This window comes from Methyloversatilis discipulorum (assembly GCF_000527135.1).
Taxonomy (GTDB): domain Bacteria; phylum Pseudomonadota; class Gammaproteobacteria; order Burkholderiales; family Rhodocyclaceae; genus Methyloversatilis; species Methyloversatilis discipulorum.
This window is the reverse complement of sequence record NZ_AZUP01000001.1, coordinates 878,340-893,017: the sequence shown is the minus strand read 5'-3', so window position 1 is coordinate 893,017 and position 14,678 is coordinate 878,340. Positions and strand designations below refer to the sequence as shown.

At 67.8% G+C, this 14,678-nt stretch carries 16 protein-coding genes; 9 read left to right on the top strand and 7 right to left on the bottom strand.

Going from position 1 to position 14,678, the window contains the following annotated elements; translation table 11 throughout:
* Positions 1–34: 34 nt before the first annotated feature.
* Genes METFAM1_RS0104005 through METFAM1_RS0103980 form a run of 6 tightly spaced genes read left to right on the top strand, consistent with a single transcriptional unit; the run spans position 35 to position 6,353 of the window.
* Positions 35–655, top strand: a complete 621-nt coding sequence (locus tag METFAM1_RS0104005) for a GspH/FimT family pseudopilin (RefSeq protein ID WP_019918281.1) — start codon at positions 35–37, stop codon at positions 653–655.
* Complete coding sequence (pilV, locus tag METFAM1_RS0104000; RefSeq protein WP_024300441.1) at positions 655–1,101, top strand: type IV pilus modification protein PilV; 447 nt, start codon at positions 655–657, stop codon at positions 1,099–1,101. Before METFAM1_RS0104005 ends, pilV begins: the two co-directional genes overlap by 1 nt.
* A complete protein-coding gene (locus METFAM1_RS0103995; RefSeq protein ID WP_019918278.1) occupies positions 1,098–2,090 on the top strand; it encodes a prepilin-type N-terminal cleavage/methylation domain-containing protein in 993 nt (330 codons plus the stop codon). Before pilV ends, METFAM1_RS0103995 begins: the two co-directional genes overlap by 4 nt.
* Positions 2,087–2,626, top strand: a complete 540-nt coding sequence (locus METFAM1_RS0103990) for a pilus assembly PilX family protein (protein ID WP_019918277.1) — start codon at positions 2,087–2,089, stop codon at positions 2,624–2,626. The genes METFAM1_RS0103995 and METFAM1_RS0103990 overlap by 4 nt, the downstream gene beginning before the upstream one ends.
* A gap of 2 nt (positions 2,627–2,628) precedes the next feature.
* Positions 2,629–6,015, top strand: coding sequence for a pilus assembly protein (locus METFAM1_RS0103985; RefSeq protein ID WP_036271643.1), 3,387 nt, complete (start codon positions 2,629–2,631; stop codon positions 6,013–6,015).
* Between the two features lie 32 nt (positions 6,016–6,047).
* Entirely contained in the window at positions 6,048–6,353 is a 306-nt protein-coding gene (locus METFAM1_RS0103980) for a hypothetical protein (RefSeq protein ID WP_019918275.1), read from the top strand.
* Positions 6,354–6,569: 216 nt separating this feature from the next.
* Here METFAM1_RS0103980 and METFAM1_RS0103975 read toward each other — a convergent pair whose 3' ends face one another.
* Together METFAM1_RS0103975 and METFAM1_RS0103970 are read right to left on the bottom strand one after the other, a co-directional pair.
* Positions 6,570–6,941, bottom strand: coding sequence for a YidH family protein (locus METFAM1_RS0103975; protein WP_019918274.1), 372 nt, complete (start codon positions 6,939–6,941; stop codon positions 6,570–6,572).
* Between the two features lie 2 nt (positions 6,942–6,943).
* A complete protein-coding gene (locus tag METFAM1_RS0103970; protein ID WP_019918273.1) occupies positions 6,944–7,702 on the bottom strand; it encodes a 2OG-Fe dioxygenase family protein in 759 nt (252 codons plus the stop codon).
* Positions 7,703–7,811: 109 nt separating this feature from the next.
* Here METFAM1_RS0103970 and hyi point away from each other — a divergent pair, with 109 nt between their 5' ends.
* On the top strand, positions 7,812–8,582 hold the full coding sequence (gene hyi, locus METFAM1_RS0103965) for a hydroxypyruvate isomerase (protein ID WP_019918272.1): 771 nt from the start codon (positions 7,812–7,814) through the stop codon (positions 8,580–8,582).
* A gap of 3 nt (positions 8,583–8,585) precedes the next feature.
* On the opposite strand, the gene METFAM1_RS0103960 is transcribed toward hyi, so the two are convergent.
* The 5 genes from METFAM1_RS0103960 to METFAM1_RS0103940 are packed head-to-tail and all read right to left on the bottom strand — an operon-like array spanning position 8,586 to position 12,132.
* Positions 8,586–9,371, bottom strand: a complete 786-nt coding sequence (locus tag METFAM1_RS0103960) for a molybdate ABC transporter substrate-binding protein (RefSeq protein WP_232419646.1) — start codon at positions 9,369–9,371, stop codon at positions 8,586–8,588.
* 2 nt (positions 9,372–9,373) lie between these two features.
* Entirely contained in the window at positions 9,374–10,204 is an 831-nt protein-coding gene (locus METFAM1_RS0103955) for an ABC transporter substrate-binding protein (RefSeq protein ID WP_019918270.1), read from the bottom strand.
* Positions 10,195–10,902 (bottom strand): ATP-binding cassette domain-containing protein, encoded by a 708-nt coding sequence (locus tag METFAM1_RS0103950; protein WP_019918269.1) that lies wholly within the window; start codon positions 10,900–10,902, stop codon positions 10,195–10,197. Before METFAM1_RS0103950 ends, METFAM1_RS0103955 begins: the two co-directional genes overlap by 10 nt.
* Positions 10,895–11,599: an ABC transporter permease gene (locus METFAM1_RS0103945; protein ID WP_019918268.1), complete on the bottom strand. Its 705-nt coding sequence runs from the start codon at positions 11,597–11,599 to the stop codon at positions 10,895–10,897. The genes METFAM1_RS0103950 and METFAM1_RS0103945 overlap by 8 nt, the downstream gene beginning before the upstream one ends.
* Positions 11,596–12,132 (bottom strand): hypothetical protein, encoded by a 537-nt coding sequence (locus METFAM1_RS0103940; protein WP_019918266.1) that lies wholly within the window; start codon positions 12,130–12,132, stop codon positions 11,596–11,598. Before METFAM1_RS0103940 ends, METFAM1_RS0103945 begins: the two co-directional genes overlap by 4 nt.
* Positions 12,133–12,295: 163 nt before the next feature.
* Between METFAM1_RS0103940 and METFAM1_RS0103935 the strand changes: the two genes are divergently transcribed.
* Together METFAM1_RS0103935 and METFAM1_RS0103930 are read left to right on the top strand one after the other, a co-directional pair.
* Positions 12,296–13,393: a substrate-binding domain-containing protein gene (locus tag METFAM1_RS0103935; protein ID WP_019918264.1), complete on the top strand. Its 1,098-nt coding sequence runs from the start codon at positions 12,296–12,298 to the stop codon at positions 13,391–13,393.
* A gap of 59 nt (positions 13,394–13,452) precedes the next feature.
* Positions 13,453–14,625 (top strand): DUF2863 family protein, encoded by a 1,173-nt coding sequence (locus METFAM1_RS0103930; RefSeq protein WP_019918263.1) that lies wholly within the window; start codon positions 13,453–13,455, stop codon positions 14,623–14,625.
* The last annotated feature ends 53 nt before the right edge of the window (positions 14,626–14,678 follow it).

Sequence of the window (14,678 nt, the reverse complement as noted above, 5' to 3'; positions counted from 1 at the left end):
CGTATACGACTGATCGTCCCTCACCTCGTCGCACATGTCCGGCCCCAATCCACAGGCGGGTTTCACGCTGCTGGAACTGATGATCACGGTCGCCATCCTGGCCGTGATCGCTGCGTTCGCGGTGCCGTCCTTCCAGTCTCTGATCATGCTCAACCGTCTGGCCAGCGAAGCGAACGAACTGGTCGCCGCACTCGGGCAGACGCGCACCGAAGCGATACGCGTGAACCGGCGCGTCATCCTCTGCCGCGCCGCGATCGACGGCGGCACGGTCGCCGCGGCCACCGGCTGCGTGGCCGGCGGCGGGCGCTGGGCCGGCTGGATGGTATTCGTCGATGCCGACGGCAGCGGCACCTACAACCCGAACGCGGCGAGCAATCCGGACGAGGTGCTCATCCGCACGCACGTCTTTCACGGCAACCTTCTTCAGACCGTGTCCGGCAATGCGCTTGCCGGCGCCGGTAACCGCATCGTGTTCCGACCCGACGGCCTCGCGCGCGCGCCCGGCCAGACCCTGCTGCAGACGGCCACGCTGCGGCTGTGCGAGGCATCGGCGACGATGCAGCAGAACGCGCGCGACGTCAGGCTGGGCGGTGGCAGCCGCGTCAGCGTGGCGCGCGCCACCTCGGCCGCCTGTGCCGCGCCGGAGGACGTCTGATGCGCGCGCCTGCGGGGCAGTCCGGCATGTCGCTGATCGAGGTGCTGGTCGCCATTTTCGTGCTGGCCATCGGCATGCTCGGCATGGCCGCGCTGCAGATGGCCTCGCTGCGTTCCAATCAGAGTTCCTACGAACGCAGCGCGGCCGTCATGGCAGCCTACACGATGATCGACCGCCTACGCGCCGACGTCACGGCGGCGCGCGCCGGCAGCTACAACCTCGCGCTCGACGACGACTGCGCATCACCGGGCGGCTCCACGTTCCCGGAGACCCAGCTTGCCGCCTGGCTGGCCGATCTGCAGACCAGCATGGGGCCGTCCGCCTGTGGCGGCGTGACCTGCAGCGCAGGGGCCGCCGCCAGCTGTGTCATCAGCGTGCGCTGGGACGACAGCCGGGCGCAGGGCGGCCTGAGCAACCAGACCTTCAGCATCGAGGCACGGCTGTGAGTACGCGAGGGCAGGGCGGCAGCACGCTGATCGAGCTGATGATCGCACTCACGCTCGGGCTGTTCATCATCGGCGCCGCCATCGCGCTGATGCTGAGCAACCGCCAGACCTACGACACGACCGAGGGCCTGTCGCGCATCCAGGAATCGACGCGTACCGCCTTCGAGCTGCTGGCCCGCGACATCCGCGAGGCCGGTCTCAATTCCTGCGGCGGCGCGCTGCAGTTCGTCAATGTGCTGACCAATCCGTCGTCGCTATGGTGGACGCAGTGGAACGGCGGCGTGCGCGGCTACGGCGGCAGCGACGCCTTCGCCGGCGCGACCTTCGGTTCGGGCGTCGGTCAGCGCGTGGCCGGCACCGCGGCGCTGCACATCATGCGCAGTGGCAGCCAGCCGCAGACGGTGGCCGCTCACGATACCGCCAGCCAGGTGCTGACGCTGAGTCCACGCAACAGCGCGCTGGCGGCCGGCGATCTGGCCATCGTCTGCAATTTCAGTCAGGCCAGCCTGTTCCAGGTTTCGGCGGCCGACGACAGCACGGTGTCGCATGGCACCGGCGGCACGCCCGGCAACTGCTCGCGCGGCCTCGGCTTCGCCAACCCGCCCGACTGCAGCCAGACCGGCCAGACCTACCGCTTCGAGGCGAACGCCGTGGTGATGCGGCTGGAGTCGCTGGCCTGGTATGTCGGCAACACCGGCCGCACCTCGACGACGACGCGCTCGCTCTACCGCGTGGCGCCGCAGAACGACGCCGGTACGTTGTCGCTGGTGACCGAGGAGGTGCTCGACGGCGTGATCGACCTGCAGCTCGACTACCTGATCGAAGGCGGCAGCGCCTACGTTGCCGCATCGGCGGTGACCGACTGGAACGCGGTGACCGGTGTGCGCATGCGTCTGACGATAGAGGAACCGGATCGCCCGGCGGTGGTGACCGACCGCGTGCGGCGCACCATGACGCACGTCGTCACGCTCAGGAACCGGATGTCATGACCGCGCATCCGGCTCATGCACAGCGCGGCGTCACCCTGGTGGTGGCTCTGATGCTGCTGATCGCCATCACGCTGCTCGGCCTGGCCAGCATGCGGGGCACCGGCATGCAGGAACGCATGAGCGCCAACCTGTACGACCGCGCGATCGCCTTCCAGGCGGCCGAATCGGCCCTGCGCGAGGCCGAGGCGCTGCTCGCCACCGGCACCGCCGGACCGTTCGATGGCACGGTCAGCGGCCTCTATCCGAAGCCGGCGCCGGGCGAGGACGATTTCGCCAATCGCTGGGAGTCGACTGCCACCGTCTGGGCCAGCGCCTCGGTGTGGTGGGACGGCGCCGACGCCGACACGCGCGCCAAGGCCGCTGGCGCGCCGCAGTACATCATCGAGGATCTCGGCATCTGGCCGTCCACGCCCGACTGCGATACGGTCACCACCATCGCCGCCGACTGCCTGAAACCGCGCTACCGCATCACCGCGCGCAGCGCACCGGTAACGGGCCGACCGTCGGTGCTGCTGCAGACCACTTACCGGCCATGACCATGCATCCGCTTCCCGCCCTCCATCGATTCCTCGCAGCGCTGCTGCTGGCCTTCCTGGCCGAGCAGCCGCTGCGCGCCGCGGTCGACATTGCCGACGCGCCCATCATGGTGGGCAGTTCGGTGGCGCCCAACCTGATGTTCCTGCTCGACGATTCCGGCTCGATGCAGTGGGAGGTGATGCCGGACGAAAACCTCTATTCCGCCTACTACCTGTTCCCGCCTCCATCGCGGCTCTATGGCGGCAACAACTATACGTCGCAGGTGCCGACCTTCCAGGACAACAACATTCACAACTTCTTCGCGCGCTCGCCGGACAACAACGCGGTGTTCTACAACCCGCAGACGAGCTACAAGCCCTGGATACGCCATACCGGCGTGAGCTTCGGCGACGTATCGCCGACGGCGGCACCCTACAACCCGTCCGACACCTCGCGCGGCACGCTCGATCTGACGGCCTCGCAGACGCAGTCAGCCTTCTGGTTCAACAACACCACGAGCACCAACCAGAACTCCGCGAGCTATGCCTGCGGTCCCCCGTGCGACCAGACCTTCCGGCCGATCACCTTCTACATCTATCGCGGCAGCGGTTCGCGCGTCAGTGCAGCCAACTACACGAAGTACCAGATCCGCGGCACGCGGGCCTACAAGCGTGATCCGGTCACCGCAGCGGAGGTCGAGATCACCAGCTTCAGCTGGCCCAATGGCGTCACCCGCACGGTCGCGCAGGAAACGCAGAACTTCGCCAACTGGTTCAGCTACTACCGCAGCCGCATCCTCGCCGCGCGCGCCGGCGCGTCAATCGCCTTCGGCCAGCTCGGCACCAACTACCGGGTCGGTTTCCGCACCATCAACGGCCAGGGCCAGCTGCTGATTCCGATCAACGGAACCTTCACCGGCACGAATCGCGAAACCTGGTTCCAGCGCCTGTTCGAAACCGATATCGGCACCAGCGGCACGCCACTGCGCACGGCGCTGAACTGGGCCGGCAACTACTTCGAGAACACGACCGGAAACAACGATCCGTGGAAGGACGCCGCCTACCCGCAGCCGCTGGCCTGCCGCCAGTCCTTCACCATCCTGACCACCGACGGCTACTGGAGCGACAACTTTTCGCTGCCGGCCGGCAGCCAGAACGCCGACGGCAGCGAGCCGCTGCCCTACCGCGACTCGCACAGCAACACGCTGGCCGACGTCGCCATGTACTACTACAAGCGCGATCTGCGCACCGGCATCGCCAACAACGTGCCGACCAGCACCCGCGATCCGGCGGACTGGCAGCACATGGTGACCTTCGGCCTGTCGCTGGGCACCAGCGGCACGCTGGACCCGGCCACCGATCTGCCGGCGCTGACCGCCGGCACCAAGAGCTGGCCGAATCCGGCACTCAGTTCGCCGGCGAAGCTGGACGATCTCTGGCACGCCGGCCTGAACGGCCGCGGCGGCTTCGTGAATGCGTCCAACCCGACGCAGTTCATCGACGGCCTGTCGGCCATGCTGACCGACATCGGCGAGCGGGTGGCGTCCAGCGGCACGGTAGCGGCGACCAGCACATCGGTCACGTCGAACACGCTGCTGTTCCAGGCGCGTTTCGTCGGCGGCGACTGGACCGGCGACCTGTGGGCCACCCGCATCCTGAGCGACGGCACGCTGGCGACCACGCCAAGCTGGAAGGCGTCCGAACACCTGCCGACGCCGGCCAACCGTTCCATCTACACCTGGTCGGGCAGCGCCGGCATTCCCTTCCAGTGGGCGAACCTGACCGCCCCACAGCGAACCACGCTGGGCTCGTCGGCCGTGCTCGACTATCTTCGCGGCGTGACCTCCGGCGAGGCACGCAATGGCGGCACCTACCGCAACCGGAAGTCGGTGCTGGGCGACATCGTCAATTCGGCGCCGCTCTATGTCGGCGCGGTGACCGACCTGCGGCTCGACCGCTTCAGCTGGATTGGCGCCAGCACCTATCAGGACCACCGCGCAGCGGTCGCCTCGCGCCGTGAAATGGTCTATGTCGCGGCCAACGACGGCATGCTGCACGCCTTCGATGCACGCACCGGTGACGAGCGTTTCGCTTACGTGCCCAGCGGCGCGCTGGCGACGATGAAAACGCTGTCCAGCGCCGATTACGCGCACAAGTACATCAACGACGGCTCGGCCGTCGTGGCGGAGGTGTATTTCGGCGGCGCCTGGCGCACCGTGCTGGTCGGCACCCAGGGCCGCGGCGGCAAGAGCGTGTACGCGCTCGACATCACCAATCCGGACAGCTTCGCCGCGAACAAGGTGCTGTGGGAATACACGCACACCAGCCTCGGCCAGACCACCGGTACACCGGTCATCACCCGGCTCAACGACGGCAACTGGGCGGTCATCGTCGGCAATGGCTACAACAGCGCCAACGAGCGCGCCGAGCTTTTCGTGCTCAACATTTCCAATGGCGCGCTGCTCGCCCGCATCGACACGCTGCGCGGCTCCGGCACCGCGCCGAACGGTCTGGCGGCAGTGGAGGGCGTCGATGTCGATCGTGACGGCGATACCGATCTGGTCTACGGCGGCGACCTGCTCGGCAATCTGTGGAAATTCGACCTGAGCAACGCTGCGCCGGCGCAGTGGCGCGTTGCCTATGGCACCGCGACCGCACCGGAGCCGCTGTTCACCGCACGCAGCGCGAGCAACGCGGTGCAGCCGATCACCGGCGGCGTGAGCGTCGGGTTCAATCCGGCCGACCGTAAGCTGTGGGTGTTCTTCGGCACCGGCCGCTACCTGTCGACCGGCGATCTGTCGACCACGGCCACCCAGACCTGGTACGGAGTGAACGACACCGGCAGCACCATCGGCGGCCGCGGCAATCTGGCGCAGCGGATCATTCTGGAAGAGGGCGCGACGGGGCAGGGCGACCGCTATCGCGTCATTTCCAAGCCCGGCGATACGACGGGCGGCAGCACGATGACCAACAAGCGCGGTTGGTACATCGATCTGACCTCGCCGACCGCCGGTGCCGAAGGAGAACGCATGGTTTTCGCACCGGTGCTGGGTGCAAGCACGCTGTTCGCCAGCACCCTCATCCCGAGTGACGATCCCTGCGAGCCGGGCGGCCGCGGCTGGGTACTGGGTGTGAATCCATTCACCGGCGGTCGTCAGGATTTCGACGTGTTCGACTTCAACCGCGACGGCGGCGTCGATGCCGGCGACCAGGTCAATCAGGCCAATGGCGACGGCACTAACCGCAAGGTGGTCGGCAGTGGTTACAGCACGGACAGCCTGCCGGGCAGTCCGCTGCAACTGGGCAAGCAGCAGATCGTCGGCGGTTCGGACGGCAATGCACAGTCACGCCGGGTGTCGGACGGCCAGCGTTCCGGGCGCGTATCGTGGAAAGAGATATTGAGGGACTGATCGTGAAAGCTCTGATCGCAGCACTGTTGTGCTTGGCCACCACCGGAGGCGCGTATGCCGCCGAACCCTTGTCGCCGGTCGCCAATCCTTCGCTGTACGAATCGCGCGGCACGGTTGGCGGTGTCGATAGCGCATCGGGTACGCTGATGATAGGCGGCAAGCGATACAAGGCGAACGCCAACACCGTCATCTTCATCGACGACGGTCGCGGCAACGTGCGCAAGGCGCTGAAGCTCGCTGACATTCCGCCCAATGTGCCGGTCAGCTTTTCGGCTGGCGAAGACGGACAGGTCACGCAGATCTACGTAGGCGGCGGAATCCAGCCGTTCCGGCCGTAGTCGCGCGGCCGGAAAGACCGGGCCGGAACAGCGATCGGTCGGGGTCGGACGGCGGTTGTGGATGTTTCAGATGAATCGGACGCACTGACACGCCCAATATCAGTGGTTCTGAAAATTACTGTTTTCAGAACTTTAATCAAGGGATGAGATTACGATCTCAACACCTTGAACCGAAATGATTCGCCGCCCGCTCCTCTGACGTCCAAAAGCGAAAATTCAGGACGAAGTGAACAGGTGCGCGATCAGTGCAACGCCGATCGCCGCGACCGCGAGCGAAGTCCACGACGCGAGTCCGCTCATGTAGCCGTCAGGAATTTCCACCGGCTTCAGCGTCGCCAGCACGCGCCGGTACTGCACGACCGCCAGCGTTACTGAAATCGAGCCCAGTGCGATCAGCGCGACGCCTATCCAGAACGACAAGCCGTGCGGCGCACCGTTGAGCGTCTTCTGATTGCCCAGCATCGCGACGAACAGTGCGAAGCGTTCGATGGCGAAACCGAAGGCCATCAGTGCCAGCGCCGTACGCGACCACGCGAGCAAGGTGCGCTCGGCGGCGAAGAAGACGCGCGGATCGTTCAGGTCCGACATGCTCAGCCTTGCGCCGCCGGACGCCGGCGGTAGGTCACGACCAGCACGTCGCGCCAGGCCGGCTTCGACGGATCGAGCGGATGGATGGGCGTCACACCGTGCAGCGCCCGCTGGTCATTGACCAGCGCCGCGTCGCACGGCGCCGTGAGCGTGAAACTGTCCAGACGCCTGCCTTCGGGCGAGAAGATTTCCGTGGTGCCGCTCTCAACGTTCTCCCGCCGGACCATCATGACCAGCACGAAATCGACGCCATCGCGATGCACGCCTTCCGGCGTCGGCTTGCCCTCGCCTTCGGCGCGCGCCTCGATGCGGAACTGATGTACCTCGATATGCGCGTCGTGACCGGGGTGCAGGCGCTGGAACACCGACAGCCCGAACTGCGCCACCGTCTGCATGGTCGAGCCGCCGAGTACCTGCGGCCGCACCGGTTCGAAGTGGCGCTCGACGCCGCCATTCAGCGTGTTGTAGTCCAGGCTCTGGTAATGCGGCTGATGCGGTTCGAACTGGATGCGCAATCCGTCGGCCGGCGCGCTGAGCACCGCATAGCGGCGGCGACGGTAGCGGCCACCGTCCGCCATATAGGTATCGGTTTCCAGATCGCCCCAGCTGGCGGCGAATACGTCCCAGTCAGCACGCCAGCCGGAACGCAGGCTGGACAGCGCATCGCGTACCTGTGCCGACGGCAGGAAGCAGAAATCGTGGGCCGCGACGTTCTCGGCGAGCGCGCGGGCAAAAGTGCCGGTATTCAGGGAGGGGGACATCTGTGACAGAACGACGAAAACCGCGAAAGCAGGGACGATACTCCCCTGCCCCCGGCAACGCACGCGCCGACCCGATTTAGAATCGTTGCCCCGCCGGAGATCCCGTCACATGCCCCGCTTCTGCGCCAACCTGTCACTGCTGTTCACCGAACACCCCTTCGCCGAGCGCTGGGCCGCCGCCGCGCGCGCCGGTTTTCGCGGCGTCGAATGCCATTTTCCGTACGCCGAACCGCCCGCCGTGCTGGCCGAGGAATTGCGGAGTAATGGCCTGGAGCAGGTGCTGTTCAATCTGCCGCCGGGCGACTGGGCCGCGGGCGAACGCGGCATCGCCTGCCTGCCCGAACGCGTCGCCGAATTCGAGGACGGTGTCGGCCGCGCCATCGACTACGCCCGCGCGCTTGGCTGTCGGCGCATCAACTGCCTGGCCGGCATCGCTCCGGCCGGCGCCAAACGCAGCGAGCTGATGGCAGTAATGGAGCGCAATCTGCGCTTCGCGGCGCGCGCGCTGGCGCGGGAAAACATCGAGCTGCTGGTCGAGCCGATCAACGACCGCGACATGCCGGGCTTCCTGCTGAACCGCTCGGCCGAAACGTTGGCGCTGATCGAGCGCGTCGGCGAGCCCAACGTGAAGCTGCAGTACGACGTCTATCACATGCAGATCATGGAAGGCGATCTCGCCCGCACGCTGCAGCGCGAACTGGCGCGCATCGGCCACGTGCAGATCGCCGACAACCCGGGCCGTCACGAACCGGGCAGCGGCGAGATCAACTACCCCTTCCTGTTCGACTGGCTGGACCGCATCGGCTACACCGGCTGGGTCAGCGCGGAATACGTCCCGGCCGGCGATACGGTCGCCGGCCTGGGCTGGATGCCACGCTGAAGGTCAGGGCAGCGAGAAGCCGTCGGCCGCCAGCACCTTGCGCGCAGGGTCCGACTGCAGGAAGCGGGCGAAACGCTCGCCCTCGCTGCCCGGCGCCGACAGCACGACCAGTCCGTAGTCCGCGCCGACCGCCAGGTCCGGCGGCAGTGCCACTTCCTGCAGCGCCGGCACTTCGCGCCGTGCCAGCCGCGTGTTGGTGCAGTAGGTGACGAAGAGGTCGGCCTGGCCGTCGTCCACCACCCAGGCGTAGACGTTGCGCCCCGCTGGCGGCTTCGCCGAATCTGCGGCACCAGTGAGCTGCCTGCCGCGCGCCGCCAGCGCCCGGCCGATGCCCGGTCGGAGTGCGTCGGCGCGCTGGAACATCTGCACCGCGTAGTCGCCTGCCGGGTCGGCCTTGGGCGTCGATACACCGAGCTTCAGATCGCGAGCCAACATGGCGTCGAGCGCGCTCTCCGGGGTGACCGTCAGGCCCGGTCGCACCAGCAGGCACAGCTCGTTACGCGCGAAGCGTTCGACCTTGGCTGCCTTGCCGGCATCGACGAAAGTCTGCGGGTGCGTCATGTTGGCCGACGCGAACACGTCGGCCTTGGCACCGGCCGCGATCTTCTCGCGCAGTACGCCGCTCGGCCCGAATTCGAAGCGGGGCGCTGCCCCGCCCTGCTCCACATACATCTTGCCCAGCTGGGTGAACACCGACTTCAGGCTGCCGGCCGCATGCACCGACGCACCGTCGGCCTGCGCCACGCCGGCCAGCAGCGAAGTGCAGGCCGCCACGATGAGCGCGCGCATGATCACTTGGCCGCGTTCGGGAAGAACAGCTGCTGGCCGTCGATCTTGTAGTCGGCGATCGCCTTCTGGCCTTCGGCCGACACCACCCAGTCGATGAAGGCCTGACCGTCGGCCTTCTTCACGTGCGGGTGCTTGTCCGGATTGACCAGGATGACGCCGTACTGGTTGAACAGACGCTTGTCGCCCTCGACCGAAATGGTCAGGTCGGCGCGGTTCTTGAACGACAGCCAGGTGCCGCGGTCGGCCAGGATGTAGGCGTTCATCGACGCCGCGGTATTCAGCGCCGGGCCCATGCCGGAGCCGGTGTCTCGGTACCAGGCGCCCTTGGTTGCGTCGAGGTCCACGCCGGCTGCCTTCCACAGGCGCAGTTCGGCAGCGTGCGTGCCGCTCTTGTCGCCGCGCGACACGAAGGGGGCCTGCGCTGCCTGGATGGCCTTCAGCGCCTCGGTGATGTCCTTGCCACCAGCCACCTTGGCCGGATCCGACTTCGGGCCGACCAGGATGAAGTCGTTGTACATGACCTCCTGACGCTTCACACCATAGCCCTCGGCGATGAATTTCTCCTCCGCCACCTTGTCATGGACGAATACCACGTCGGCATCACCGCGGCGTGCCATGTCCAGCGCCTGACCGGTGCCCAGCGCGACAACGCGCACCTCGATGCCGGTCTTGGCCTGGAAGATGGGCAGCAGGTGCTTGAACAGACCCGACTGCTCGGTCGAGGTGGTCGACGACACCGTGATGAAGCGGTCGGCCGCGTGGGTGAACGGGGCCGCCAGCGTGAGGGCGGCAACCGCGGCGGTGGCGATGAATGAACGGCGGATCAGGTCCATGAAAGCTCTCCTCTGAGGTAATGCCCGGCTTCAGCCGAGCGTGGTGCGGCAAAGAAGTCGGCCACCGGCGTGTGTTCAGTGATGCGGCCGGTGTCGACGAAAACGATGTCGTCGGCCAGGCGACGAGCCTGGCCAAGGTGATGGGTGACCATGACGATGGAGCAGCCGTCGTCGGCGATGACGCGGATGATGCGTTCCACCTCGGCCGCGGCACCGGGGTCGAGACTGGCGGTCGGCTCGTCGAGGAAGAGCACGCGCGGGCGCAGCGCCCAGGCGCGGGCCAGCGCCACCCGCTGCTGCTCACCGCCGGACAGCACCCGCGCCGGGCGGTTGGCCAGCGCGGCGAGGCCGACGCGCTCCAGCACGTCGAGCGCGCGCGTGCGACGCTCGGCGGCCGGCACACCGGCCAGGTAGAGCGCGTAGCTCACGTTGTCGAGCACGCTGCGGCGGAGCATGACCGGGCGCTGGAACACCATCGCCTGCACCGGCGTGCCGCTGCCGCCGTTCCACAGGATGCGGCCGGCGGTCGGTTCGATCAGTCCGTGCATCAGGCGCATCAGCACGCTCTTGCCCGCACCGTTGGGGCCGAGTATCAGCGTGCGCCGCCCCGCTTCGATGCGCAGCGACACGTCGCGGATCAGCGAGCGGTCGTCGGCGTCGTAGCGCAGCGATTCAAGCGCGAGTAGTGCGTCAGCCATGGCGTCGCACCGCCCATTCGCGCACCACGTGCGCCAGCGCGTTCAGTATCAGCACGATGGAAATCAGGATGAAGCCCAGCGCCAGCGCCAGCGGCAGGTCGCCCTTGCTGGTTTCGAGGGCGATGCTGGTGGTCATGACACGGGTGACGCCGTCGATGTTGCCGCCGACGATCATGACCGCGCCGACCTCCGCCACCGCCCGCCCCAGACCGGCCAGCACCGCGGTGGACAGCGAGAAGCGGGTATCGACCAGCAGGGTCAGCGCGGCGCGCGGCGTTGACGCGCCGAGCGAGCGCAGCTGTTCCTCGTAGTCGCGCCAGGCGTCGGCGACGATCTGCCGCGACAGCGCCGCGATGATGGGCGTGATCAGTACGACCTGCGCAATCACCATCGCGGTCGGCGTGAACAGCAGGCCGAAGGAACCGAGCGGGCCGGCGCGCGACAGCAGCAGATAGACCAGCAGGCCGATCACCACCGGCGGCAGACCCATCATGCCGTTCAGGATGACGGTCAGCGGCTTGCGGCCCGGAAATCGGCCGACCGCCACGGCAGCGCCGATCGGCAGGCCCAGACAGGCGGCGAGGAAAACGGCGGTCAGGCTCACCTGCAGGCTGAGCGCGACGATGTGCAGCAGATTGGCGTCGGCGGCGACGATCAGACTGCCGGCGGTGGCGAAGCTTTCGCTCATCGTGCTCATGGCGCCGGCTCCGCGATGATCAGCAGGTCCAGCCCCGGTGTGGCCACGGCGCTCATTTCCAGCGTGTAGCGCTGGCCCGCATCGAGCCGGTAGATCAGTTCCTTCTGCACGCCCTCGCCGCGCAGACAGCGCAGCGGGCGCATGTAAACAGGCAGCGGCAGTCCGTCCGCCGACAGCACCTCGATCCAGGCGCGCTCGCTGCTCATGACGCGGTAGGTGCCGGCCGACGGTACCGTGAAGGCCACCATGCCGGCGTGGCCGGCGGTACGCCGGCCCGGTGCCCGCAGCGCCACCTCGCCTTCCGGCTGCAGGCGGACGCTCACCCGCCGCGCGTACGCGATCACCGGCACCGACCCGGCATTGCGCGCCGCCTCGACCGACGGGCCTGCCACGGTCCACGCCGATCTCAGCTCGGCCACGACGCGCGGTGCCTCGGTGCAGGCCTCGTCTTGCGCTGCGGCGGCGAACGCCGTCAGCGAACACAGGGCTGCGACGTACAGGCGGCAGAACCGGCGCAGTCCGGAAGTGGACATCCTATTCATCACGCGGCGTCCCTGCCCCGCACGACGGACTGCGCCGCGCTCGACGGATACGCTGCACCGCAACGAAAGGGCGCCGCCACAAGGAATGGCATCAATCGGCATCGGAAAACACATAAGATGCGGGAAGCTATCGCACTGATGTGTTGTGTCCTATATGTCCGAGTTTGCACAAAGCAGTCCGCGCCTGCGCGTCGAGTGGGATTTCGGTCCTGACGCGCCGGTCGGCATCGACCGGCTGCTGGCACTGCTGGCCGCCATCGAAACCAGCGGTTCGATCGCCGGTGCGGCGCGCGCAACCGGTCTGTCGTATCGCAACGCCTGGGGGCTGATCAACGCCTGGCAGGCCTGGTTCGGCCAGCCCTTGATCGCCACCGCGCGCGCGCATGGTTCGACGCTGGAGGCCTTCGCCCGCCAGTTGCTGGAGGTCGACCGCGGCGCCCGGCAGTCGCTGGCGCGCGCGCTCGACGGCGCCAGCCAGCCGATGCGCGCGCTGTCGCTGCAGCCGGCCGAGCACGGTGGTGCCGCACTGCGTTTTGCCGCCAGCCACGAACCGCTGCTGAACGACCTGATCCGTCAGTTGCGCAGCGAGCGGTCCGACGCCGCCGCGGTCACGCTGAGCACGCACGGCAGCCTCGAATCGCTGCTCGCGCTGGCTGCCCGCCGCTGCGAAATCGCCGGCTTCCACTGCCCGGTCGGCGAACTGGGGCGCGACATCTGGGCGCTTTACCGCGCGCAGCACGGCCTGCCACGGCTGCGCCTGATCGGCTTCGCGCGTCGGCGGCAGGGCCTCATCCTGGCGCGCGGCAATCCGAAGAAAGTGAGCGGCCTGGCCGACCTGTCGCGCACCGACCTGCGCTTCGTGCACCGCCAGCCAGGCGCCGGCACGCGGCTCGCGTTCGACCTGCTGGCGCGCCGCGCCGGGCTGGATACGCGCGCGCTGAACGAGGGCGACGAAGAGCACACGCACGCCGCGGTGGCGGCGCTGATCGCCAGCGACGAAGCCGACGCCGGCCTCGGGCTGGAAGCCTTCGCCCATCGCCTCGGTCTGGACTTCATCCCGCTGTTCGAAGAGATGTACTTCCTGGCGATGCGCGACGCGCCGACCTCGCGCGACACGGTGCACTCGCTGTCCACGCTGCTGCAACAGCCGGACTGGCGTGCGCGCGGCGACGGGCTGAGTGGCTACTCGCTGGCCGAAGCCGGGGTCGAGTACGACCTCGCGGGCGCCGAGCGCCTGCTGTTTGGCGGCTGATATCCGCGGCGCCCACGCCGGCCCTTGGTAGAATCGCGCCTCAGTTACCGGACCCTTACATGAAACGCACCCGATTCGCCCGCCGCGGCGGCCTTACCCAGGACGCCGCCCTGCTCACCCGGCTGGCCACCGGCCTGGCGCTGTCGGCCAGCCGCATCGAAGACCGCTACTGGGAAGTGCGGCTGACCGAACAGGTGAGCCGGCTGCTGGCCGACCGCAACGAAGACGCGCTGAACGCGGCACTCGACCACCTGTGGCGCGAGGACGCGCCGGCCTACGACGAACTGGCCGATTTCATCGAAGCGGGCAGCGAGTGCGGTCTGCCGGGCGACGCCAACAAGGACTGGGACGCCGTCGTGTTCGCCGCCCCCCTGCTCGCCTGGTCGCGTTTCTCCATTCCGGCCGGGCCGATTGCCGCTACGCTGCTGGCCAGCCTCAAGGTGCAGCTGTGTGCGCACGCCTTCGGCGCCCACACCAAGGTGGCGCTGGCCGACTATCTGTTCAGCCCCGACCAGTTGCCGCGCGGCTACGTCGAGACGCGCGATCTGGCGGACGACCTGGGTGAAGCGGTGCTCGCCGGGAATGATCTGAAGCTGGAAGCGGATGCGATGGCGCAGACCACCACCTTCCTGTCCGACACCCGCTACCTGATCGGCATCGCCATCGTGCCGCGCGGTCAGGCGCTGTTCCGCTGGCAGGAAGACGACGGCCAGCGCGAACACGTGGTGAAGCAATGGCAGGCCCAGGGCGGTGCGGTCATCGGCACGCTGATGCAGGGCTGTGCCTTCGAACTGCTGCCGCCCAACGCCTACCACTCGGCCTGCCGCGAAGCAGACCGCGCATCGCGCGCCTATTCGCTGCGCGCCTCGGTCGCCTTCCTCGAACAGACACTGGCGGTGCCGGCGAGCGGCCTGCGCGCCATCATCGCGCCCTTCTACGACAAGCAGCTCGAGGAGTACCGCGTCGCCTTCACCACCACCGACTCCAGCGATGTCGTGCATGGCGTCGTGTGGGCGCTGCTCGGTGCCGAGGACGAAGAGACCGACACCGTTGGCGAGATCGAAGGCGTGCTGCGCGAATGCGGTCTGACCGACACGCTGGTGCTCGACCATCGCATGCCGATGGAGTTCTGCGACGACTGCGGCGCGCCGATGTACCCGGATCCGGACGGCCAGCCGGTGCATGCCGAACTGCCCGAATCGTCGGACCAGCCGCCCGCTCACCTGCACTGACACGTCATCCTGTTTCCGCGGCCGCGCCTCGCGCGGCCGTTTTCATTTGCTGA